The 20,223-nt window shown below is 75.8% G+C and carries 18 protein-coding genes; 1 reads left to right on the top strand and 17 read right to left on the bottom strand.

Features of this window, described 5'->3' with window-relative positions:
• Positions 1-107: 107 nt before the first annotated feature.
• From G9H71_RS07060 to G9H71_RS06980, 17 genes are all read right to left on the bottom strand, one after another.
• A complete protein-coding gene (locus tag G9H71_RS07060; protein ID WP_166280068.1) occupies positions 108-2,471 on the bottom strand; it encodes a [protein-PII] uridylyltransferase in 2,364 nt (787 codons plus the stop codon).
• Between the two features lies 1 nt (position 2,472).
• Entirely contained in the window at positions 2,473-2,811 is a 339-nt protein-coding gene (locus G9H71_RS07055) for a P-II family nitrogen regulator (protein ID WP_166280065.1), read from the bottom strand.
• Between the two features lie 3 nt (positions 2,812-2,814).
• Positions 2,815-4,137, bottom strand: a complete 1,323-nt coding sequence (locus G9H71_RS07050) for an ammonium transporter (RefSeq protein WP_166280062.1) — start codon at positions 4,135-4,137, stop codon at positions 2,815-2,817.
• A 173-nt stretch (positions 4,138-4,310) separates the two neighbouring features.
• A complete protein-coding gene (ftsY, locus tag G9H71_RS07045) occupies positions 4,311-5,522 on the bottom strand; it encodes a signal recognition particle-docking protein FtsY (RefSeq protein ID WP_166280059.1) in 1,212 nt (403 codons plus the stop codon).
• A gap of 85 nt (positions 5,523-5,607) precedes the next feature.
• A complete protein-coding gene (locus tag G9H71_RS07040) occupies positions 5,608-5,868 on the bottom strand; it encodes a hypothetical protein (protein ID WP_166280056.1) in 261 nt (86 codons plus the stop codon).
• Positions 5,869-6,073: 205 nt separating this feature from the next.
• Positions 6,074-9,802 carry a chromosome segregation protein SMC gene (gene smc, locus G9H71_RS07035; protein ID WP_331272804.1) on the bottom strand — a complete coding sequence of 1,243 codons (3,729 nt, stop codon included), beginning with the start codon at positions 9,800-9,802 and terminating at the stop codon, positions 6,074-6,076.
• Positions 9,803-9,995: 193 nt separating this feature from the next.
• The gene (locus G9H71_RS07030) at positions 9,996-10,217 is read right to left on the bottom strand and encodes a hypothetical protein (protein ID WP_166280053.1); all 222 of its coding nucleotides are present in this window, start codon (positions 10,215-10,217) and stop codon (positions 9,996-9,998) included.
• 275 nt (positions 10,218-10,492) lie between these two features.
• A complete protein-coding gene (mutM, locus tag G9H71_RS07025) occupies positions 10,493-11,371 on the bottom strand; it encodes a bifunctional DNA-formamidopyrimidine glycosylase/DNA-(apurinic or apyrimidinic site) lyase (protein WP_166280050.1) in 879 nt (292 codons plus the stop codon).
• A 16-nt stretch (positions 11,372-11,387) separates the two neighbouring features.
• The gene (gene rnc / locus G9H71_RS07020) at positions 11,388-12,161 is read right to left on the bottom strand and encodes a ribonuclease III (RefSeq protein ID WP_407939682.1); all 774 of its coding nucleotides are present in this window, start codon (positions 12,159-12,161) and stop codon (positions 11,388-11,390) included.
• Positions 12,162-12,190: 29 nt separating this feature from the next.
• Entirely contained in the window at positions 12,191-12,364 is a 174-nt protein-coding gene (rpmF, locus tag G9H71_RS07015; protein WP_166280044.1) for a 50S ribosomal protein L32, read from the bottom strand.
• A 92-nt stretch (positions 12,365-12,456) separates the two neighbouring features.
• The gene (locus G9H71_RS07010) at positions 12,457-13,047 is read right to left on the bottom strand and encodes a YceD family protein (protein WP_166280576.1); all 591 of its coding nucleotides are present in this window, start codon (positions 13,045-13,047) and stop codon (positions 12,457-12,459) included.
• Between the two features lie 350 nt (positions 13,048-13,397).
• Positions 13,398-14,162: an ATP synthase subunit B family protein gene (locus tag G9H71_RS23080; protein ID WP_196791746.1), complete on the bottom strand. Its 765-nt coding sequence runs from the start codon at positions 14,160-14,162 to the stop codon at positions 13,398-13,400.
• Between the two features lie 73 nt (positions 14,163-14,235).
• Positions 14,236-14,727, bottom strand: a complete 492-nt coding sequence (gene coaD / locus G9H71_RS07000) for a pantetheine-phosphate adenylyltransferase (protein ID WP_166280574.1) — start codon at positions 14,725-14,727, stop codon at positions 14,236-14,238.
• A gap of 8 nt (positions 14,728-14,735) precedes the next feature.
• Complete coding sequence (locus G9H71_RS06995) at positions 14,736-15,200, bottom strand: GNAT family N-acetyltransferase (protein ID WP_166280041.1); 465 nt, start codon at positions 15,198-15,200, stop codon at positions 14,736-14,738.
• Between the two features lie 122 nt (positions 15,201-15,322).
• Positions 15,323-15,895: a 16S rRNA (guanine(966)-N(2))-methyltransferase RsmD gene (gene rsmD, locus G9H71_RS06990; RefSeq protein WP_166280038.1), complete on the bottom strand. Its 573-nt coding sequence runs from the start codon at positions 15,893-15,895 to the stop codon at positions 15,323-15,325.
• Complete coding sequence (recG, locus tag G9H71_RS06985; RefSeq protein WP_166280035.1) at positions 15,892-18,075, bottom strand: ATP-dependent DNA helicase RecG; 2,184 nt, start codon at positions 18,073-18,075, stop codon at positions 15,892-15,894. Before recG ends, rsmD begins: the two co-directional genes overlap by 4 nt.
• A gap of 15 nt (positions 18,076-18,090) precedes the next feature.
• A complete protein-coding gene (locus G9H71_RS06980) occupies positions 18,091-19,779 on the bottom strand; it encodes a DAK2 domain-containing protein (RefSeq protein WP_166280032.1) in 1,689 nt (562 codons plus the stop codon).
• Between the two features lie 187 nt (positions 19,780-19,966).
• On the opposite strand from G9H71_RS06980, the gene rpmB reads away from it, so the two are divergent.
• A complete protein-coding gene (gene rpmB / locus G9H71_RS06975) occupies positions 19,967-20,152 on the top strand; it encodes a 50S ribosomal protein L28 (RefSeq protein WP_166280029.1) in 186 nt (61 codons plus the stop codon).
• Positions 20,153-20,223 lie beyond the last annotated feature (71 nt).

The raw sequence follows: 20,223 nt of genomic DNA, 5'->3' as shown, positions 1-20,223 counted from the left end.
TCGATTCGAGGTCGCCCAGAAGCCGAAGCCGGGCCCGCCCCACCGTGCGAGCGGCGCCGGCCCGCGTTCAGCGTAGCCGCGCGAGCGCCCGGTCCCCCGCTCTCGCCTCAGCCCGCGACGTCCCGCAGCACCCGCGCCACCTCGCGCGCCCGCTCCGGTGCGAGCGGCCCGCCGTCGTCGCCGACCACGTAGAACACGTCCACAGCCTCCGCGCCGAGGGTCGCCACGCGCGCGGCGCGCACGTCGACCCCGGCGAAGGACAGCGCCCGGCCCAGCCTGTGCAGCAGCCCGAGCCGGTCCGAGGCGCGGACCTCCAGCACCGTCGCGGTGTGCGAGGCGTCGTCGACGATGTCCACCCGGGCAGGTACGCGGGGGCCGCGCGACGGCGCCCGCGACGCCTCGCGCCGCTCGAGCAGCCCGGCAACGTCCAGCCTGCGCTCGAGCGCGCGGTCGATGTCGTCGCGCAGCGCGTCGAGGGCGGGCGGGTCGCCGAACTCGGCCACCACGGACCAGGTGTCGACGGCGACGCCGTTCTCGGTGCGCAGCGTCGCCGAGCGCACCGAGAGCCGGTGCACGGCAAGCACGCCGGCCACGGTCGCGAGCAGGCCGCGCCGGTCGGGCGCGACGACGGTGACGGCCCAGCCGCCGCCGTCGGGGCGTACGGACACCGCGAGCTCGCCGGCGGCGACCAGCTCGCGCTCCTCGTCCGTGATCGGGGTCGCCGGGGGCGGTGGCTCGCCGCGCATGTGGGCGCGGGCCCGCCGGGTGAGCTCGCCGACGAGGCCGGCCCGCCAGTCGGTCCAGGCCTGCGGGCCGGCGGCGAGCGCGTCGGCCTCGGTCAGGGTCGCGAGCAGGTCGAGCGCCTCGACCGAGCCGAGCGTCTCGGCCACGCGAGCCGCGGTCGTGGGGTCGTCGATGTCGCGGCGGGTCGCGGTCTCGACGAGCAGCAGGTGCTCGCGGATGAGCATCGTGATCGTCGCCGCGTCGGACGGGGAGAACCCCATCCGGGCGACGACGGGCTCGGCGATGCGCGCGCCCTCGCGCGCGTGGTCGCCGCGGCGCCGGCCCTTGCCGATGTCGTGCAGCAGCGCGGCGACGAGCAGCAGGTCCGGCCGGGACACCCGCCGGGCGAGCGCGGCGGCCTGCACACAGGTCTCGACGCTGTGCCGGTCCACGGTCCAGCGGTGGACGGCGGTGCGCTGCGGCCGGTTGCGCACGGCGGCCCACTCGGGCAGCAGCCGCACGACGAGGCCGGACTGGTCGAGCGCCTCCCACACCCGGACGGCGCCCGGCCCGGCGCCGAGCAGGGCGACGAGCGCGTCCCGGGCGGCCGCGGGCCAGGGGTCGGGCAGCGGGGGGCACTCGCGGGCCAGCCGGTCCGCGGTGCCCGGCGAGAGCGGGAGCCCGGCCTGCGCGGCGACCGCGGCCGCACGCAGCGGGAGCAGAGGGTCGGCCTCCACGCCGCCGTCGCGCGAGAGGACGAGCTCGCCCTCGTGCTCCGCGAGCCCCGGCGCGAGCGCGCGGGGCCGCGGCGGGCGGCGGGTGCCGATGCGCGGGGTGCGCTTGCGGGGGGCGAGCAGCTGCTCCACCCGGCGCCACGTGGTGTCCCCGGCGTACGAGATGGTGCGGGCGGCGTCGGAGACCACCCGGAGGACGGAGTCGGCGTCGGCGAGGCCGAGGGCGCTGGCGACAGCGTCCTGCTCCTGCAGGAGCAGACGGTCGAGCGCCCGGCCGCTGACGGTGTGCAGGGCGTCGCGGACGTCGAGCAGGCGCTCGGTCGCGCCGTCGAGGTCGCCGTGGGGCCGGTCCGCGACCCAGGAAGCGGCCACTGCGCGGAGGGCGACGACGTCGCGCAGCCCGCCGCGGCCCTCCTTGAGCTCGGGCTCGAGCAGGAACGCCGCTTCGCCGGAGCGCCGCCACCGCTCCCGGCAGGCCTCGAGCAGGTCTCCCAGGCGGCTGCGGGCGCTGCCGCGCCAGTCGTCGAGGACGGCGGTCCGCAGCCGGGTGGCGAGCGCCGCGTCCCCGATGACGACGCGCAGGTCGAGCAGGCCGAGCAGGACCGAGAGGTCCTCCGCCGCCACCCGCCGGGCCTCGCCGGGGGTGCGGACGGAGTAGTCGAGGCGGAGGCCGGCGTCCCAGATGGGGTACCAGAGGGCCTCGGCGACCCTGGCCACCTCGTCGTCGCCGCGGTGCCCGTCGTGGAGCAGGACGAGGTCGAGGTCGCTGTAGGGAGACAGGGAGGCCCGGCCGAAGCCGCCCACCGCGACGAGGGCGACGCCCTCGGTCGCGGGGACGGCTTCGGCGTACAACCACTGGAGCCAGCTGTCGGTCAGGTCGCTGAGCGCCCGGCGCCGGGCCGCGGAGGGCGGCCCGGGCCGGGAGAGCAGCGCGCGTCGCGCGGTCGTCAGCTCCGCAGGCGTGCGAGGCGTCGGTACCGGTGCCCCCGTGGATCGCGCGCTGCTCGCGGCCACCTCAGAGCGCCTCGGCGCCGCGCTCCCCGGTGCGGACCCGGACGACCGCGTCCACCGGGACGACCCAGACCTTGCCGTCGCCGATGCGACCGGTCTGCGCGCTCTTCACGATGACCTCCACGACGTCGTCCGCGTCGGCGTCGTCGACGAGGACCTCGACGCGCACCTTCGGGACGAGGTCGACGGTGTACTCGGCACCGCGGTAGACCTCGGTGTGGCCCTTCTGCCGGCCGTAGCCGTTGGCCTCGGAGACCGTCAGGCCGTGGACGCCGAAGGTCTCCAGCGCCGACTTCACGTCGTCGAGCTTGAACGGCTTGAGGATCGCTGTCACGAGCTTCATGTGTCAGACCCTCTCGTGCTGGGGGGTGCTCTGCTTGGCCAGGCTGCCGGCCGAGCCGGAGCCGCCGATCGAGCTGGCGATGTCGTACGCGGACTCGGCGTGCGTCGTGATGTCGACGCCGGCGACCTCGTCCTCCTCGGAGACACGGAAGCCGATCGTCTTCTGGATGATGAGCCCGAGGACGTAGGTGATGACGAAGGAGTACGCGAGCACCGCGACGGCGCCCACGACCTGCTTGCCGAGCTGGTCCACGCTGCCGCCGAAGAAGAGGCTCTCGCCGCCCTCGAAGCCGGGAGCCGTGTCGGTCGCCAGGAAGCCGATGGCGATGGTGCCGATGAGGCCGCCCACGAGGTGAACGCCGACGACGTCGAGCGAGTCGTCGTAGCCGAAGCGGTACTTCAGGCCGACGGCCAGGGCGCAGGCGCCACCGGCGATGAAGCCGAGGATCAGCGAGCCGACCGGGCTGAGGACGGCGCAGGCCGGGGTGATGGCGACGAGGCCGGCGACGACACCGGACGCGGCGCCCAGCGACGTGGCGTGGCCGTCGCGGATCTTCTCGGTGAGCAGCCAGCCGCAGATGGCCGCACAGGTGGCGGCGAGGGTGTTGATCCACGCCACGGCGGCCAGGTTGTTGGCGCCGAGGGCGGACCCGGCGTTGAAGCCGAACCAGCCGAACCACAGCAGGCCGGCACCGAGCATGACCAGCGGAAGGTTGTGCGGGCGCATCCGCTCCTTCGGCCAGCTGCGGCGCTTGCCCAGCACGAGCGCGAGGGCGAGGCCCGCCGCACCGGCGTTGATGTGGACCGCGGTGCCGCCGGCGAAGTCGAGGGCCTCGAGCTTGTTGGCGATCCAGCCGCCGACCACGCCCGCGTCCTCGTTGTCGAACGCGAAGACCCAGTGCGCCACCGGGAAGTAGACGATGGTCGCCCAGATCCCGGCGAAGACCATCCACGAGCCGAACTTCGCGCGGTCGGCGATGGCGCCGGAGATGAGCGCGACGGTGATGATCGCGAAGACCGCCTGGAAGCCGACGAACGCCGTGTTCGGCAGCGCGTCCTCAGGCGAGGTCATGAGGCCCTTGAGGCCGAGGTACTCGAACGGGTCACCCAGCAGGCCGCCGCCGACGTCGTTGCCGAACGCCATCGAGTAGCCGTAGAGCACCCACAGGACGCCGATGAGCCCGAGCGCGCCGAAGCTCATCATCATCATGTTCAGGACGGTCTTGCTCCGGACCATGCCGCCGTAGAACAGAGCGAGTCCGGGGGTCATCAAGAGAACGAGCGAAGCGCTGGTGAGCACCCAGGCCGTATCGCCAGTCGGAGGCATAGACAGGCTCCCCTGTCGTCGGAACGTTGACGAGGGAGAGACTGCTGGGCGTCCTTTAACGCGAGCGACGTCGCTCGTTTCGGCCCTGTGACATCACGGCTGTGGACGTTTCCGTTGCGTGAAGCGGGTTCGCCAAACCGTCGGGAACCGGCTTTCTCGCGGCTCGTGCGCGCTCAGGCGAGCAGCGCGTCGACGAACGCCTCGGGCTCGAACGGCGCCAGGTCGTCCGGGCCCTCGCCGAGCCCGACGAGCTTGACCGGCACCCCCAGCTCGCGCTGCACGGCCACGACGATGCCGCCCTTGGCCGTGCCGTCGAGCTTCGTGAGCACGATGCCGGAGACGGCGACGGCCTCGGAGAAGACGCGGGCCTGGATCAGGCCGTTCTGCCCGGTCGTGGCGTCCAGCACGAGCAGGACCTCGTCGACCGGGCCCTGCCGCTCGAGGACGCGCTTGACCTTGCCCAGCTCGTCCATGAGGCCGACCTTGTTCTGCAGCCGCCCGGCCGTGTCGACCAGCACGACGTCGGCCTCGAGCTCGGTGCCCTGCTTGAGCGCGTCGAACGCCACGCTGGCCGGGTCCGCGCCCTCGGCACCGCGTACGGTCGGCACCCCGACGCGCTCGCCCCACGTCGTCAGCTGGTCGGCCGCCGCGGCGCGGAACGTGTCGGCCGCGCCCAGCACGACGTCGCGCTCCTCGCTGACGAGGACGCGGGCGAGCTTGCCGACGGTCGTGGTCTTGCCAGTGCCGTTGACGCCGACGACGAGGACGACCGCCGGCCGTCCGTCGGGGTGCCGAGCCGTCTTGAGCGACCGGTCCATGCCCGGCCCGATCAGCTCGACGAGCTCCTCGCGCAGCATGAGGCGCATGTCCTCGGCCGTCCGGGTGCCCAGCACGCGCACGCGCGTGCGCAGCCGCTCGACCAGCTCCTGCGTGGGCCCGACGCCGACGTCGGCCGTGAGCAGGGTGTCCTCGACCTCCTCCCACGTCTCCTCGTCGAGGGTGTCGCGGGAGAGCAGGGCCAGCAGGCCGCGCCCGAGGCTGGTCTGGGAGCGGGAGAGCCGGTCGCGCAGCCGGGCCAGCCGGCCCGCGACGGGGGCCGGGCGCTCGATCTCGGGCGCCGGCGGCGCCACCGGCTCCGGCGGCAGGACGACGGGCGCCTCGGGCGTCGGCGCGAGCTCGACGGTCGGCGGCAGCGGGACGTCCTCGACCGTGCGGGTCGGGGTGTCGCGCGGGAGGGTGACGTCGTCGCCCACCCCGGGCGCGTAGTCGACGCCGGGGCGCGGAGGCGCCGGCGGGATCTCCCGGCGGCGCCGGGGCACCACCAGCCCGACGACGGCCACGAGGGCCAGGACGGCGATGACGACGGCGGCGACTACCCATTCCACGGCAGGAGCCTCTCAGACGGAGATCGGGGTACGGGGCGGGCCTCCCCCTCGCGAGGCTCCCTGCTCTGCCCCTGCGCGCGCTGGGTCAGGAGGCGCGGCCGCCCGGGGACGCGGTGCCCGGCGCCGTCCCGGTCGCGTGGGAGGCACCGACGAGGCCGTCGCGCCCGGGAGGCTGCTCCTCCTCGGGGTCGAGGACGTCGGCGAGCCGGGAGCCGACCTTGGCGAGCGCGTCGGAGACGGGCTCCGGGCCGGGCACCCGGCGGCCACGGTGCGGATAGGCGACGAAGCCGATGACGGCGACGCCGAGCACCACCGAGACGGCCATGGTCAGGACGAAGGCGAACATCGTTCCTCGATCGCTAGCGGGGTGCGGGCCGGGCGAGCGCGCCGCCCGTTCCATGAGAAGGGTCGGCGGCGCCTCTGCGTGAAGCGACGCGCCGGGGCCGCGCCGGCGTTCCGGCCGCTCGGCGTGAGCCTCGCCACGGCGGCCCGAGGTTTCGCGGCCGCGCGTGCAACGGCGGCCCAGGGCACGCGGGCCTGCGCCCGGCACGTCACGCCGGCACGGTCTCGACAGCCTCGTCCCCGCTGCGGCCCTCCTCTGCGCGCCCCTGCTCGGCGCTCCCGCCGCTCCCGCTGCCGCCCCTGGAGCCGCTCCCGCCGCTGCCGCCGCTGCCGCCTCGGCGCACCGGCTCGTCGCGCAGCCGCTGGCTGATGACCGTGGTCACGCCGTCACCCCGCATCGTGACGCCGTACAGCGCGTCGGCGATCTCCATCGTCCGCTTCTGGTGCGTGATGATGATCAGCTGGCTCGCCGCCCGCAGCTCCTCGAGGATGACGAGCAGCCGGCCGAGGTTGGTGTCGTCGAGCGCGGCCTCGACCTCGTCCATCACGTAGAACGGGCTCGGGCGGGCCTTGAAGATGGCCACGAGCAGCGCGACGGCGGTCAACGAGCGCTCCCCGCCGGACAGCAGCGAGAGCCGCTTGACCTTCTTCCCGGGAGGCCGTGCCTCGACCTCGATCCCGGTCGTCAGCATGTCGTCGGGGTCCGTCAGCACGAGCCGGCCCTCGCCGCCGGGGAAGAGCCGGGAGAACACACCCTCGAACTCGCGCGCGGTGTCGGCGTAGGCCTCGGCGAACACCGCCTGCACGCGGTCGTCGACCTCGCGGACGATCTCGAGCAGGTCGCGCCGCGTCGCCTTGAGGTCCTCCAGCTGCGTCACGAGGAAGCGGTGCCGCTCCTCGAGCGCGGCGAACTCCTCCAGGGCCAGGGGGTTGACCTTGCCGAGCTGGGCCAGCCCGCGCTCGGCCGCGCGCAGGCGCTTCTCCTGCTCGGCCCGGACGTACGCCCGGGGCTGCGGCTCCTCCTCGGGCTCCGGGTCGTCCGGAGCCGGCGGCGACGGCGGGACGGGGTTGTGCGGGCCGAACTCCTCGACGAGCACGTCAGGCTCGACCCCGAGCTCGTCGACCGCCCGCTGGCGCATCTGCTCGACCCGTAGCCGCTGCTCGGCCCGGGCCACCTCGTCGCGGTGCGCCGTGTCGACCAGGTCCTCGAACTCCTTCGCGAGGGCGCGGGCGGCGGCGCGGGCGCGGCTCAGCTCCTCCGCCCGCGCGGCGCGGGCCCGCTCAGCGGCGTTCCGCTCGGACGACACCTGCTCGATCGAGGCGTCCACGTGCGCCAGGACGGTCTCGGCCCCGGTGAGGACGGCCGTCGCGACGACCGCCTCGCGCTCGCGCTGCTCGCGGCGCGCGGCCGCACGGGCGCGGGCCTGCCGCTCCTGGCGCGCGCCCCGCTCCAGCGCGTCGGCCCGGCCGGACAGCGCCTTGACCCGCTCCTCGGCGGTACGCACCGCGAGCCGGGCCTCCATCTCCGAGCGGCGCGCGAGCGCGCACTGCTCACGGAGGCGGTCGCGCTCCTCCGGGCTCGGCTCGCCCTCGTCGGGCGCGGACTCGGCCGCGGCGAGGCGCTCGGCGAGCTGGTCGACGGTCTCGCGGGCCGGGCCGAGCCGCTCCTGCGCCGCCTGCAGCTGGCGCCCGAGGCGCTCGGCCTCCGCCGCCGCGGCGCGGGCCGCGCTCCCGAGCTGGCCGAGCTCCTCGGCGACGGCCGCCATCCGGGCGTCGGACTCGTGCAGGCGAGCGAGGGCGGCGTCGACCTGCTCCTGGGCGGCGGAGCGCTCCTGGCGGGCCGCGCTCAACGCGAACCGCAGGCGCTCCCCGTCGTGCGTCACCTCGGCGAGCCGCCGGGCCGCCTCGTCGACCGCCGCCTGCACCTCGAGCTGGCTCGGCGCACCAGCCGAGCCGCCGGTGACCAGCCCGACGCGGAAGACGTCGCCGTCTCGCGTCACGGCGGTGGCCCTCGGATGCTCGGCGACGACGGCGGCCGCGGCGGCCGGCGAGTCGACCACCACGACGTCGGCGAGGAGCGCGCCGACAGCACCGCGCAACCGCTCCGGCACGTCCACGAGCGCTGCCGCGCCCACCGGCGCTGAGCCCAGGGGCCTTGCCGCGTCCACCGCTGCGACCGGGGCCGGCCCGCCCGTCCCGTCGGCGGGCGCGGTGTCCGCCACCAGCAGGCCTGCCCGGCCGCTGTCGTCGGCGCGCAGCCGCTCGACCGCCCCGATGGCCCCGGCGAGCCCCTCGACGACGACGGCCTCGGCGGCCGCCCCGAGCGCGGCGGCGATCGCCGCCTCGTAGCCGGGGCGTACCTCGATCATCGCGGCAGCGGTCCCGAGCACTCCCTCCGCCGGCGCCGCCCCGTCCGCGCCGAGCAGCGCGACGGCCCCGTCCTTGGCGGCCAGGCTCAGCGAGAGCGCCTCCAGCCGGGCCGCGAGCGCCGACCGCTCCCGCTCGGCCTCGCGCTCCTGGGCGACCAGGGCCTCGACCCGCTCGGCGGCCGCCACGAGCACCGCCTCGGCTTCCTCGTGCGCGGCGTCGAGCCCCTCCTCGCCCTCGTCGAGCCCCGCGACCTGGGTCTCGACCTCGGCGAACCTCGCCCGCGCCTGCTCGGCGCGCGCGCCGGCCTCGTCACGCGCCGCTGTCAGCCGCCCCGTCTCCGCCTCGGCCGCCTCGAGCTTGCTCCGGGCCGCGGCGAGCTGGCCGGCGAGCCGGGCGAGCCCCTCGCGGCGGTCGGCCCGGGCACGGACGGCCGCCGCCAGCGCCTTCTCCTCGGCGGCGAGCGCCTGCTCGGCCGCGCGCAGCCCGCTCACGACCTCGGCCAGCCGCTGGGCCTCCTGCTGAGCGCGGGCCGCCAGCTCGCTCTCGTCGGCCCGCACCCTGGCGGCCTGACGCTCCATCTCATCGGGGTCCCGGCCCTCCCCCGGGCGCTCGTCCTGCTCGGCGGCGAGGTGACGCAGCCGCTCGGCGGCCAGCCCGGCGGTGCCGCGCAGCCGCTCGCGGACGGCGGACAGCGCGTACCACGCCTCCTGCACCCGCGCGAGCTGCGGCGCCTCGGCCTCGATGGCAGCCTCGAGCTCGGCCTCCTGGCTCCGGGCCTGCTGCAGGGCGAGCTCGGCCTGCGCCCGCCGCTCGGCCAGCGCCTCCTCGTCGGCGACGTCCGCCTCGAGCCGGGCCGTCGCCTGCACGAGGTCGTCGGCGAGCAGCCGGAGCCGGGCGTCCCGGGCGTCGGCCTGCACGACCTGGGCCCGGCGCGCCGCCTCCGCCTGCCGGCCCAGCGGCTTGAGCTGCCGGCGCAGCTCGGCCGTGAGGTCCTGCACACGCGCCAGATTGGCCTGCATCGCGTCGAGCTTGCGGAGGGCCTTCTCCTTGCGCTTGCGGTGCTTGAGGACGCCTGCGGCCTCCTCGATGAACCCCCGGCGGTCCTCGGGCGTGGCGGACAGGACCGCGTCCAGCTGCCCCTGCCCGACGATGACGTGCATCTCGCGGCCGATCCCGGAGTCCGAGAGCAGCTCCTGCACGTCCAGCAGGCGGCAGCCGGAGCCGTTGATCGCGTACTCGGACCCGCCGTTGCGGAACAGGGTCCGCGTGATGGTGACCTCGGTGTAGTCGATCGGCAGCGCGCCGTCGGTGTTGTCGATCGTCAGGCTGACCTCGGCGCGGCCGAGCGGGGCGCGGCCGGAGGTGCCGGCGAAGATGACGTCCTCCATCTTCCCGCCGCGCAGGCTCTTGGCCCCCTGCTCCCCCATCACCCACGCGAGCGCGTCCACCACGTTGGACTTGCCGGACCCGTTCGGCCCGACGACCGCGGTGATGCCCGGCTCGAAGCGCAGGGTGGTGGCCGACGCGAAGGACTTGAAGCCCTTCAGCGTCAGGCTCTTGAGATGCACCGGGCGAGCCTCCTCGCAGAGCCGTGGTCGAGCGGCAACGACGCTAGCCGACGCAGGCGCCCGGGAGCGCGCAGCGCGCCCCGGCTGTGGACGGGCTCTCGACCAGACCGAACGGTCCGGCAGAACGAACAGCCCGGGAAACGCAACGAGCCAGCCGCGCGACGCGCGACCGGCTCGGGGCGTACGACAGGCGCTAGGCCAGTGCCGGCTCCTTCTCCGCCGACTCGAGGGACTCGAGCCCCGTCGAGGGTGCCAGCAGTGCACCCTGCTCGATCATCTCGGCCAGGGCGTCCTTCTCGTTCTGCAGCCGGAGCACCTGCGACTCGAGGTCGCGTACGCGCTCGCGCAGCTGGCGCACCTCGCCGAGGATGCGGGCGTCGGGGCCGCCCACGTGCCCGAAGAGCGCCTTCGCCATACCGGTCCTCCACGCTTCGCACAGATGGTCCGCACGAATCTTCGACAGATCCTCGCGTCCGGCTCCAGGCGCGCGAACGAGCTCGCGCGCTTCTGGGCGGGCTTCAAGCGTCTCACCGCCTCCTACCCCAGTCAACGGGAGGTCACGCTTGCGTGACGATTTTCACTCACGGGGTCGAGGAAGCAAGCCCCGCCCGCCGGCCCGGCCCACGCGACGGAGCCGCGACGCGCGGGGACGGGGCATGCCGGGGCCGCGTCGCGGCGTGCCGCCCGGCGTCACCAGTGCGGCCGGCGCGGGACGCGCTGGCACGCGGGGCAGCTGAAGGACGACCGGCCCATGAAGGCGTCGCGCCGGATCAACGTCCCGCACCGGGCGCAGGCGCGGCCGGCCTGGCCGTAGGCGTGCAGCGAGCGGTCGAAGTAGCCGCTCTCGCCGTTGACGTTGACGTAGAGCGCGTCGAACGACGTCCCGCCCTGCTCGAGCGCGGCGGCCATGACGTCCCGGACGGCGGCCAGCAGGGTGGCGGCCTCTCGGCGCGTGGTCGTCTCGGTCGGACGGGCGTAGTGCAGGCGGGCGGCCCAGAGCGCCTCGTCGGCGTAGATGTTGCCGATGCCGGAGACCAGCGTCTGGTCCAGCAGGGCCCGCTTGAGGCCCGTACGCCGGCGGCGCAGCCCCGCGACGAACGCGGCGTCGTCGAAGGCGGGGTCCAGCGGGTCGCGGGCGATGTGGGCGACCGGGGCGGGCACGGCGTCGGCGGTGAGCGGGTCGACGGCGAGCCCGCCGAAAGTCCGTTGGTCGACGAAGCGCAGCTCGGGGCCGCCGTCGGCGAACCGCACGCGCGCCCGCAGGTGGGTCTCGGCGGGAGCGTCCTCGGGCTGGACGAGCAGCTGCCCGCTCATCCCGAGGTGGGCGACCAGGGCCTCGTCGGCCGGCGGCCCGTCGTCGGGGCGCTCGAGCGGCACCCAGAGGAACTTCCCGCGCCGCTGCGGCTCGGCGAGCCGCGCCCCGACGAGGCGGTCGGCGAAGTCCTGCGGCCCGGCCGCGTGCCGGCGCACGGCCCGCGGGTGCAGCACCGCGGCCTCGCGCACGGTCCGGCCGGCGACGTGGGCGGCAAGGCCGCGGCGTACGACCTCGACCTCGGGCAGCTCGGGCATGCGGGCGGGAGCGGCGTCAGGACGCGGGCGCAGCCGGGGCGTCGGAGGCCGTCCCGAGGGAGCCGCCGACGGGGCCGCCGACTGGGCCGCCGTTCGAGCCGTGGGGCGCGGACGGCGTACGCAGCGCGGCCCAGGCGGCCGCGGCGGCCTCCTGCTCGGCCTCCTTCTTGCTGCGGCCGATCCCCTCGCCGCGCTCCTGCCCCGCGAGCCGGACGACGGCGCGGAAGGTCTTGGAGTGGTCGGGCCCGGTGTCGGTGATGACGTACTCCGGCGCCCCCAGCCCCTGGCTGGCGGACAGCTCCTGCAGGGAGGTCTTCCAGTCCAGGCCCGCGCCGAGCACGGCGGCCTGCTCGATGAGCGGGTCCACGAGGCGGTGCACGAGGGCGGTCGCCTCGTCCAGCCCGCAGCAGATGTAGGCCGCGCCGATGAGCGCCTCGACGGTGTCGGCCAGGATCGAGGACTTGTCGCGCCCGCCGGTGGCCTCCTCACCGCGGCCGAGGCGCAGGTGCGGGCCGACGTCCAGCCGGCGGCCGACGTCGGCGAGCGCGCGCATGTTGACGACCGCGGCGCGCAGCTTGGCCAGCTGCCCCTCAGGCAGGTCGGGGTGCGCGCGGTAGAGCGTGTCGGTGACGACGAGCCCCAGCACCGCGTCGCCGAGGAACTCGAGCCGCTCGTTGGTCGGCAGCCCGCCGTTCTCGTAGGCGTAGGACCGGTGCGTCAGCGCCCGCTCCAGCACCTCGGGGTCGTAGGCGACACCGAGGCGCTGGGCGAGCGCCGAGGGGTCCGGCACCGGCCTCGGTGCCGACACGGGAGAGCGGCTCAGACGTCGAGGACGGGCCGACGGGCGTACGTGCCGCAGGTCGGGCACGCCGTGTGCGGCAGGTGCGGCGAGCGGCAGCGGTCGCACGTGGCGAGCGTGATCGGCGCCGCCTTCCACTGCGCGCGCCGGGAACGGGTGTTGCTGCGCGACATCCGGCGCTTCGGGACGGCCACGATCTACTCCTCGGTCCTGCGGTACGGGGCTTGCCACTTGCGTGGTCGCCGACCAGCATTATTGCCGATCGGTGGAGGTGGTGCGGTCGGCGCTAGCGCCGTTCGGCCGGCCCGCCGTGCGAGCCGTCCTGGTCTGGGGTGCCGGAGCCGGCCGGGACGTCCCTGCCGCTCGGGCCGCTCGGGACGTCCTGCTCCGGGCCGTCCTGCTCCGAGCCGTCGGCGTCGAGCAGCCCGCCGAGCGCGGCCCAGCGCGCGTCGACGACGTCGTGGCCGTGGCCCGGCTCGTCGGCGAGGCGGGCCCCGCACTCCGAGCACAGCCCAGGGCAGTCCTCCGAGCACACCGGCTGCAGCGGCAGGGCGAGCACGATCGCGTCGCGCACGACCGGCTCGACGTCGAGCAGGTCGCCCTCGAGCAGCCGCACTTCGTCCTCGTCGGCCTCGGCGGAGGAGGACTCGGGGTAGGCGAACAGCTCCTGGACGTCCACCTCGATGTCCTGCTCGAGCGGCTCGAGGCAGCGCACGCACTCGCCGGCGAGGGCGGCGTGCGCGGACCCGGAGACGAGGACGCCCTCCATGACCGCCTCGAGCCGGAGGTCGAGCTCGAGCTCGGACCCGACGGGCACGCTCAGCACGTCGATGCCGAGCCCCTCCGGCGCGGCGACGGTGCGCGTGACACGGCGCATCGACCCGGGACGGCGGCCGAGCTCGCGCGTGTCGAGCACGAACGGGCCGCGCGCGTCGAGGCGGGGCGCGGTGGGCTGGGAGCGGGTCACGTCTCTTCCGGCGGAGTGAGCGGATGTCTCGGTTTTGCGGCTGGGGGTGCGCCCCAGCCCGGTGTCGCAGCGGCGCGCCGCACGGCAGGGCAGTGCGGCAGGCCGATGGACAAGCCTACCGGACCGGGACGGGACGGCCGGGCCTGCGCGGACTCGGCCGGCAGGCCGCCGACATGCCCGACCCCTGCCGGCCGCTCAGCGCGCTGCGACCCGGCGGCCCCGAACGACCCGCTGTCCCGTGCCGACCCGCCGGCGCCCGGCTACCAGCGCGGCGGCCCGTACCCGAGCCGCCGCTGGCCGCCCTCGTCGTCGCCCGGCCGCGGCTGCTCGTCGCCCGCGCTCTCGTCGTAGGGCTGCTCGTCGTAGGGCTGCTCGGCGTACGGCCCCTCGGGGACGTCCGTGCGGGCCGCGCCGCCCTGCTCGTCGTACGGCTGCTCGTCGTACGGCTGCTCGGGGTAGGGCTGCTCGGCGTACGGCTCCTCCGCGTACGGCCGCTCCCCCGGGCGCCGCTCGTCGTACGCCTCGCCCGCCTCCCCCGGGCGCGCCGCGTCGCGGCCGCGCTCGGCGATGTCGGCGAGGTCCGAGCGCCCGCGCAGCTTGTCGCGCCCCCGGCTCACGGCCGCGAGCGTCTTCGTGAGCACGACCTCGAAGTTGGCCAGCTTGGCATCGACGTAGTCGTCGGTCTCGCGGCGCATCCGCGCGGCCAGCTCCTCGGCCTCGGCGACGATCGCGCGGGCCTGCCGGTGCGCCTCGGCGACGACCTCCTCCTGGCCCACCAGCCGCTCGCGCTCGGCGTACGCCTCCTCGAGCACCTGGGCGGCCTGGCGCCGGCCGTCGTCGACGACCGCGTCGCGGTCCTCGAGGACGGCCTCGGCGTGGTGCAGCTCCTCCGGCAGCAGCTCGCGCATCTCGTCGAGCAGCGCCAGGACCTCGCCGCGGTTGACGATGCAGGACGCGGACATCGGCATCGAGCGCGCCTCGGACACCAGGCCGGTGAGCTCGTCGAGCTTGCTCGTCACGTCCACGGGCTCTCCTTTCGTCGGCGCGCCGACGGTCGGCACTGTTGCGGCCCGCGAGGGCCTGGGCGGCGCAGGCGGGTCAGGGCCGCCGTCCGCCGGCCTGCAGCCGTCCCCCGAGCCGCTGCAGGACCAGGTCGGGCACGAGCCCGGACACGTCACCACCGTAGGTGGCGACCTCCTTGACCAGGCTGGAGGAGAGGTAGGAGTACTCGGGGTTGGTGGCGACGAAGACCGTCTCGAGCCCGGACAGGCGGTGGTTCATCTGGGCCATCTGCAGCTCGTAGTCGAAGTCGCTCACCGCGCGCAGGCCCTTCACGACGACGGGGATGTCACGCTCGCGGCAGAAGTCGACGAGCAGGCCGTGGAAGGAGGTCACCTGGACGTTGCCGAGGCGGGCGACGACCTCGCGGAGCATCTCGATCCGCTCGTCGAGCTCGAACAGCCCCTTCTTGCTCGCGTTGACGAGGACCCCGACGGTGACCTCGTCGTAGAGCCGCGAAGCCCGTTCGATGACGTCGAGGTGCCCGTTGGTCACGGGGTCGAAGGACCCCGGGCACACGCATCGGCGCACGGACCGGCTCACGGCTCCTTCCAGCCTCTCGTCGGGTCAGCTCCGGACGCGCGTGGCGCGGGCGGACCGGCGCTGCCCCCGGCGGCGGAATCGTCGCACAGCCGAGGGCCGATCGCCTTCACGAGGTGCGTGAACACGACACCGTCCAGGGCGACGGGCTCGGTGCCGGCGGGCGCGTCGACGTAGCCGTGGCGCCGGTAGAGCCGGAGGTTCGCCTCGCTCCGCGCGCCGGTGAAGAGCCGGACCTCGCGGACGGCGGGCGGCGCGACGTCCTCGGCCGCGGCGAGGAGCGCCCCGCCCAGCCCCTGCCCCTGCAGGTCGGGCGCGACGACGAGCCGGCCGAGGTGCGCGACGGCACCGTCGAGCCGCAGCCGCGCGGCCGCGAGCAGCCGGCCGCCGGGCCCGCGCAGCCCGAACACGACCACGGCCGGGTCCTCGACCGCGGCGGTCACGGCCGCGAGCGGCTCGGTCAACGGGTTGATGTGGGGGTTGGATTACGCCTGCGCCTCGGTGACGAACGCGGCCCGCTGCAGGGTGAGCAGCTCCCCGGCGTCCTCGGCTCCAAGCAGGACGAGAACGGCGGTTCTGGGAACGCTCATTCGCTGAACTCCGCGTACCAGATCGTGCCTTCGCCGTAGCGGCGTTCGCGTCGGGCGGTGAACCGCCCGGGCCAGGCGAAGGGGCCGCCGCGGGTCTCCCGTTCGACGGCCACCACGGCGCTCGGTGCCAGCCAGCCGTTGTCGGCCATCCGGCCGAGCACGCCGGCGAGCGCGACGTCGGTGACGGCGTAGGGCGGGTCGAGGAAGGCGACGTCGTAGGGCGCCGCCGCCGGAGGCGCAGGAGGCGCGTCCACGAGCCGCTCGACGGGGGCGCCCACGACCTCGGCGCCCGGCAGGCCGAGGGTGGCGACGTTGGCGCGCACCACGCGCTGCGCGCGCTCTGCCTTCTCCACGAGCAGCACGTGGGCGGCGCCCCGGCTCAGCGCCTCCAGGCCGACGGCGCCGGACCCGGCGTACAGGTCGACGAAGCGCAGGCCGTCGAGGCCGCCGGTCAGCGCGGTCAACGTGGAGAAGAGCCCTTCGCGAGCGCGGTCCGAGGTCGGACGGGTCCCGGCGGGAGGCACGGCGAGCCGGCGCCCTCCGGCGGCGCCGCCCACGACGCGGGTCACGCCTTCTCCAGGTAGTCCGCACGCTCGGCGTCGACGAGCTCACGGACGGCCGAGCGCAGCGCGGGATGGGCGGCGAGGTCGGGGTCGGCCTCGACGACCGCGGTCGCCTCCTCGCGGGCGGCGCGGATGACGTCCTCGTCCCGGACGACGGCGAGCGCCCGCAGACTCGAGCGCTTGCCCGACTGCGAGGTGCCGAGGACGTCGCCCTCGCGGCGCTGCTCCAAATCGAGCCGGCTGAGCTCGAAACCGTCCAGCGTCGACGCCACGGCGTCGAGCCGCTCCCGGGCGGGCGTGCCGGCCTCGGCGTCGGTGACCAGCAGGCAGATGCCGGCGGCCGCCCCTCGCCCGACGCGGCCGCGCAGCTGGTGCAGCTGCGAGACGCCGAAGCGGTCGGCGTCCATGACGACCATCGCGGTGGAGTTCGGGACGTCGACGCCGACCTCGACGACGGTCGTCGCGACGAGCACGTCGACCTCGCCGGCGGCGAAGCGGCGCATCACGTCGTCCTTCTCCTCGGGCGGGAGCTTCCCGTGCAGGACGTCGATCCGCAGCCCCGCGAGCGGCCCGTCGGCGAGCATCGGCGCCACGTCGAGCACCGCGAGCGGGGGCCGGCGGCCGGTGTCGTCGGGCTCGTCGCCGGTCGGCTGCTCCTCCTCGCTCTCGCCGGCGGGGCCTTCGCCGATGCGGGGGCAGACGACGTAGGCCTGGTGCCCGGCCGCGACCTCCTCGCGCAGCCGGGACCAGGCGCGCTCGAGGAAGTGCGGCTTCTCCCCCACCGGCACGACGTGGCTGGAGATGGGGGACCGGCCGCGCGGCAGCTCGCGCAGGGTCGACACCTCCAGGTCGCCGAAGACGGTCATCGCGACCGTGCGCGGGATCGGCGTCGCGGTCATGACGAGGACGTGCGGCGGGGCGTCGGCCTTGCCGCGCAGGGCGTCGCGCTGCTCCACGCCGAACCGGTGCTGCTCGTCGACCACCACGAGCCCGAGGTCGAAGAAGGACACGTGCTCCTGCAGCAGGGCGTGGGTCCCGACGACGATGCCGGCGTCGCCGCTGGCAACCTCGAGCAGCGCCTGGCGCCGGGCGGCCGTCGGCTGGGAGCCGGTGAGCAGCGCGACCCGGGTGCCGCGCTCGGCCCCGCCGAGCAGACCGCCCTCCGCGAGCGGGCCGAGCATCGCCCGGATCGAGCGCGCGTGCTGCTGGGCGAGCACCTCCGTGGGCGCGAGGAGCGCCGCCTGCCCGCCGGAGTCGACGACGGCCAGCATGGCGCGCAGCGCGACGATGGTCTTGCCGGAGCCGACCTCGCCCTGCAGCAGCCGGTTCATCGGGTACGCCCGGGCGAGGTCGGCGCGGATCTCCTCGCCGATCTCCTGCTGGCCCACCGTGAGCGCGAACGGCAGCTGCGCGTCGAAGGCGGCGAGCACGCCGTCGGGGGCCGCGACGCGGGCCACGGCGGGCAGCGCGCGGGTGGCGGCCCGGCGCTGCGCGAGCGCCACCTGCAGCACGAACGCCTCGTCCCAGCGCAGCCGCTGCAGCGCGCGGGTGACGTCGCCGCGGGTCTGCGGGCGGTGCACCAGCCGGAGCGCCTCGCCGAGCGGGAGCAGCCCCTGCGCGGCGAGGACGTGCTCGGGCAGCGGGTCGGCCGGGTCACGCAACGAGTCCAGCGCCACGCGGACGCACTGCGCGATCTTCCAGGAGGGAAGCTGCGCGGTGGCGGGGTAGACGGGGATCAGCTGATCGGTGAAGGCGGCCACGTCGTCGGCGCCCGCCTCCTCGTCGAAGAGGACGTAGTCGGGGTGGGCGAGCTGGCGCTGGCCGCGGAAGTCACCGACCTTGCCGGAGAAGAGCCCGACGCGGCCCGCGTGCAGCTCCTTCTCCCGCCAGTGCTGGTTGAAGAAGGTCAGCTTGAGCCGGCCGCGGCCGTCGGTCACCACGACCTCGAGCAGCGAGCCGCGCCGGCCGCCGCGGGAGAACTGGCGGGAGGAGACGCGCTCGACGCGGGCCATCACGGTGGCGTGCTCGTCGATCTCGAGCGATGCGAGGTCGGTCAGCTGGCCGCGCTCGGCGTAGCGCCGCGGGTAGTGCCGCAGCAGCTCCCCGACCGTGTGCAGCCCGAGCCCCTTCTCCAGGACGGCCGCGGTGCGGTCCCCGACGAGGGACTTCAGCGGGTCGTCGAGCACGCGGTCACCCCAGCCTCACTCCACCCCGACCAGCAGCGGCGCGCCCGGCAGGCCCCCGGTCAGCACGGCGACGTCGACGTCCGGACGGGCCGCGGCCAGGTGGTCCTCCACGCGGCCGGCGAGCGCGGCGTCCCCACCCTCGCCGAGCAGCAGCGTGACCGCCTCCCCGCCGCCGGCGAGCAGCCGGTCGACCACCTCGCACGCGACGGCGCCCAGGTCGGCCCCCACCACCGCGAAGTCCGACTCCACGATCCCGAGCACGTCGCCGGGCCGGCACGGGCCTGCGCTCGTCAGCCCCTCGGCGGTCGCGACCGTCACCGCGCCGTGGCGCATGTGCCCGGCAGCGGTCGTCATCGACACGACGTCGTCCTCGAAGCGGCGCCCCGCGTCGTGCACGGCGACCGCGGCGACGGCCTGGACCGGCGAGCGCACGGGGACGACCGCGACGCGCAGGCCCGCCTTGCGCGCCTGCCGGGCCGCGGCCTCGGCGACCGCCAACCCCTCGACGCCGCCGGGCAGCAGCACGGCCTCCCGGCAGCCCGTGCCGCGCACGGCGTCGAGCAGCCGCTCGGTGGCCGGCCGGGCGCCCGGCGCGACGCGCACGACGGTGGCGCCCTCACCGGCCAGCAGCGCCGCGAGCGCGTCGCCCTCGACGACCGCGACGACCGCCCGCACGCGCAGGTGCTCGGCACCCTCGCCGTCGAACGACTCCGACGCGGCGAACGCGGTGACCCGGATCTGGTGCGGGCGCCCGGCCCGGATGCCGGCCTCCACGGCGGCGCCGGCGTCGTCCGTATGCACGTGCACGCTCCACAGCCCTTCGCCGCCGACGACGACGAGGGACTCCCCGACCCCGTCGAGCCGCTCGCGCAGCGCGGGCACCGCGGCGTCGTCGGCGTCGAGCAGGTACATGACCTCATACGCCGGGGAGGCCCCGCGCGCGCCGCCGTGGGCGCCGGTCGCGGCCGGCAGCGCGGGCCCGGGCCGTCCGGCCCTGCGCAGCGGGGCGGGCTGCAGCGGCTCGCCGGTGACCGTCGCGGCGAGGGCGTCGAGCAGCAGGCAGACGCCTGCGCCCCCCGCGTCGACGACCCCGGCCCGGCGCAGCGCCTCGAGCTGGTCCCGGGTGCGGGCGAGCGCGTCACGGGCCGCCGTGGCGGCGGCCCGGGCGACCACGCCGAGGTCGCGCTCGCTCACCGCGCGCGCCGCGTCGGCGGCGGCCCGCGCGACCGTGAGCATCGTCCCCTCGACCGGGTGGGCGACCGCCGCGTACGACAGGTCCGTGGCCTTGCAGAGCGCCTCGGTGAGCAGGTCGGCGTCGGCGGCGCGGGTCTCGAGCGCGGCCTCGACGGCGAGCGTGCCGGCGACGCCGCGCAGCAGCTGGCTGAGGATGATCCCGGAGTTGCCGCGGGCACCGACGAGCGCGCCGCGGGCGAGCGCCCGCACGGTCTGGGCGAGCGGGGCGTCGGCCGGCAGCGCCGCGACCGCGTCGTGCGCCGCCTCCATCGTCAGGTAGAGGTTCGTCCCGGTGTCCCCGTCGGGAACCGGGTAGACGTTCAGCGCGTCGATCTCCTCGCGGGCTGCTCCCAGCGCGTCGAGGCTGGTGCGGCACCAGCGGCGAAGGGCGGAGGCGTCGAAGCCGGCGAGGGCAGCCCCCGCACCCCGGGGCGCGAGCTGCAGGGCCTGCGGAGCATCTGCCTCGGCCATGCGACCTCCTCCCCGACCCGGCGGGCCGGACGGCTCCGGATGCCGGCCCCTGCCGCCCGCAGGGTAGCTGCCGCCCGCCCGCTCGACGGTTTTCCGTCCTGCTGGCGCGTCCGCTACTCTGTGCAGGTTGCCCGGACCCGTCCGGCGACACCACTGACCCACTGAGCGACCTGACGGAGTGTTTCCCGTGGCAGCGAACTGCGACGTCTGCGGCAAGGGCCCGGGCTTCGGCAACAACATCTCGCACTCGCACCGGCGGACGCGCCGCCGCTGGAACCCGAACATCCAGACGGTGCGCGCGCTGGTGGGCAAGACCCCGAAGAAGCTGAACGTGTGCACCTCGTGCATCAAGGCGGGCAAGGTCGTCCGCTAGGCGCTTCGCCACAGCCGCAAGGGCCGGACTCCCCTCGGGGAGGCCGGCCCTTCTGCATGCCGGGCGCCGCG

Source organism: Motilibacter deserti (assembly GCF_011250635.1).
Lineage (GTDB): Bacteria > Actinomycetota > Actinomycetes > Motilibacterales > Motilibacteraceae > Motilibacter_A > Motilibacter_A deserti.
The sequence above is the reverse complement of the archived record's forward strand: the minus strand, read 5'-3'. Positions and strand labels throughout refer to the sequence as shown.

What these genes read in the sequence shown, in the direction of transcription:
- G9H71_RS07055 (WP_166280065.1), bottom strand. Translation starts at nt 2,811, where the DNA reads ATGAAGCTCGTGACAGCGATCCTCAAGCCGTTCAAGCTCGACGACGTG.
- G9H71_RS06980 (WP_166280032.1), bottom strand. Translation starts at nt 19,779, where the DNA reads ATGGCCGAGGCAGATGCTCCGCAGGCCCTGCAGCTCGCGCCCCGGGGT.
- G9H71_RS07050 (WP_166280062.1), bottom strand. Translation starts at nt 4,137, where the DNA reads ATGCCTCCGACTGGCGATACGGCCTGGGTGCTCACCAGCGCTTCGCTC.
- mutM (WP_166280050.1), bottom strand. Translation starts at nt 11,371, where the DNA reads ATGCCCGAGCTGCCCGAGGTCGAGGTCGTACGCCGCGGCCTTGCCGCC.
- G9H71_RS07040 (WP_166280056.1), bottom strand. Translation starts at nt 5,868, where the DNA reads ATGTTCGCCTTCGTCCTGACCATGGCCGTCTCGGTGGTGCTCGGCGTC.
- G9H71_RS07010 (WP_166280576.1), bottom strand. Translation starts at nt 13,047, where the DNA reads ATGCGCCGTGTCACGCGCACCGTCGCCGCGCCGGAGGGGCTCGGCATC.
- G9H71_RS07030 (WP_166280053.1), bottom strand. Translation starts at nt 10,217, where the DNA reads ATGGCGAAGGCGCTCTTCGGGCACGTGGGCGGCCCCGACGCCCGCATC.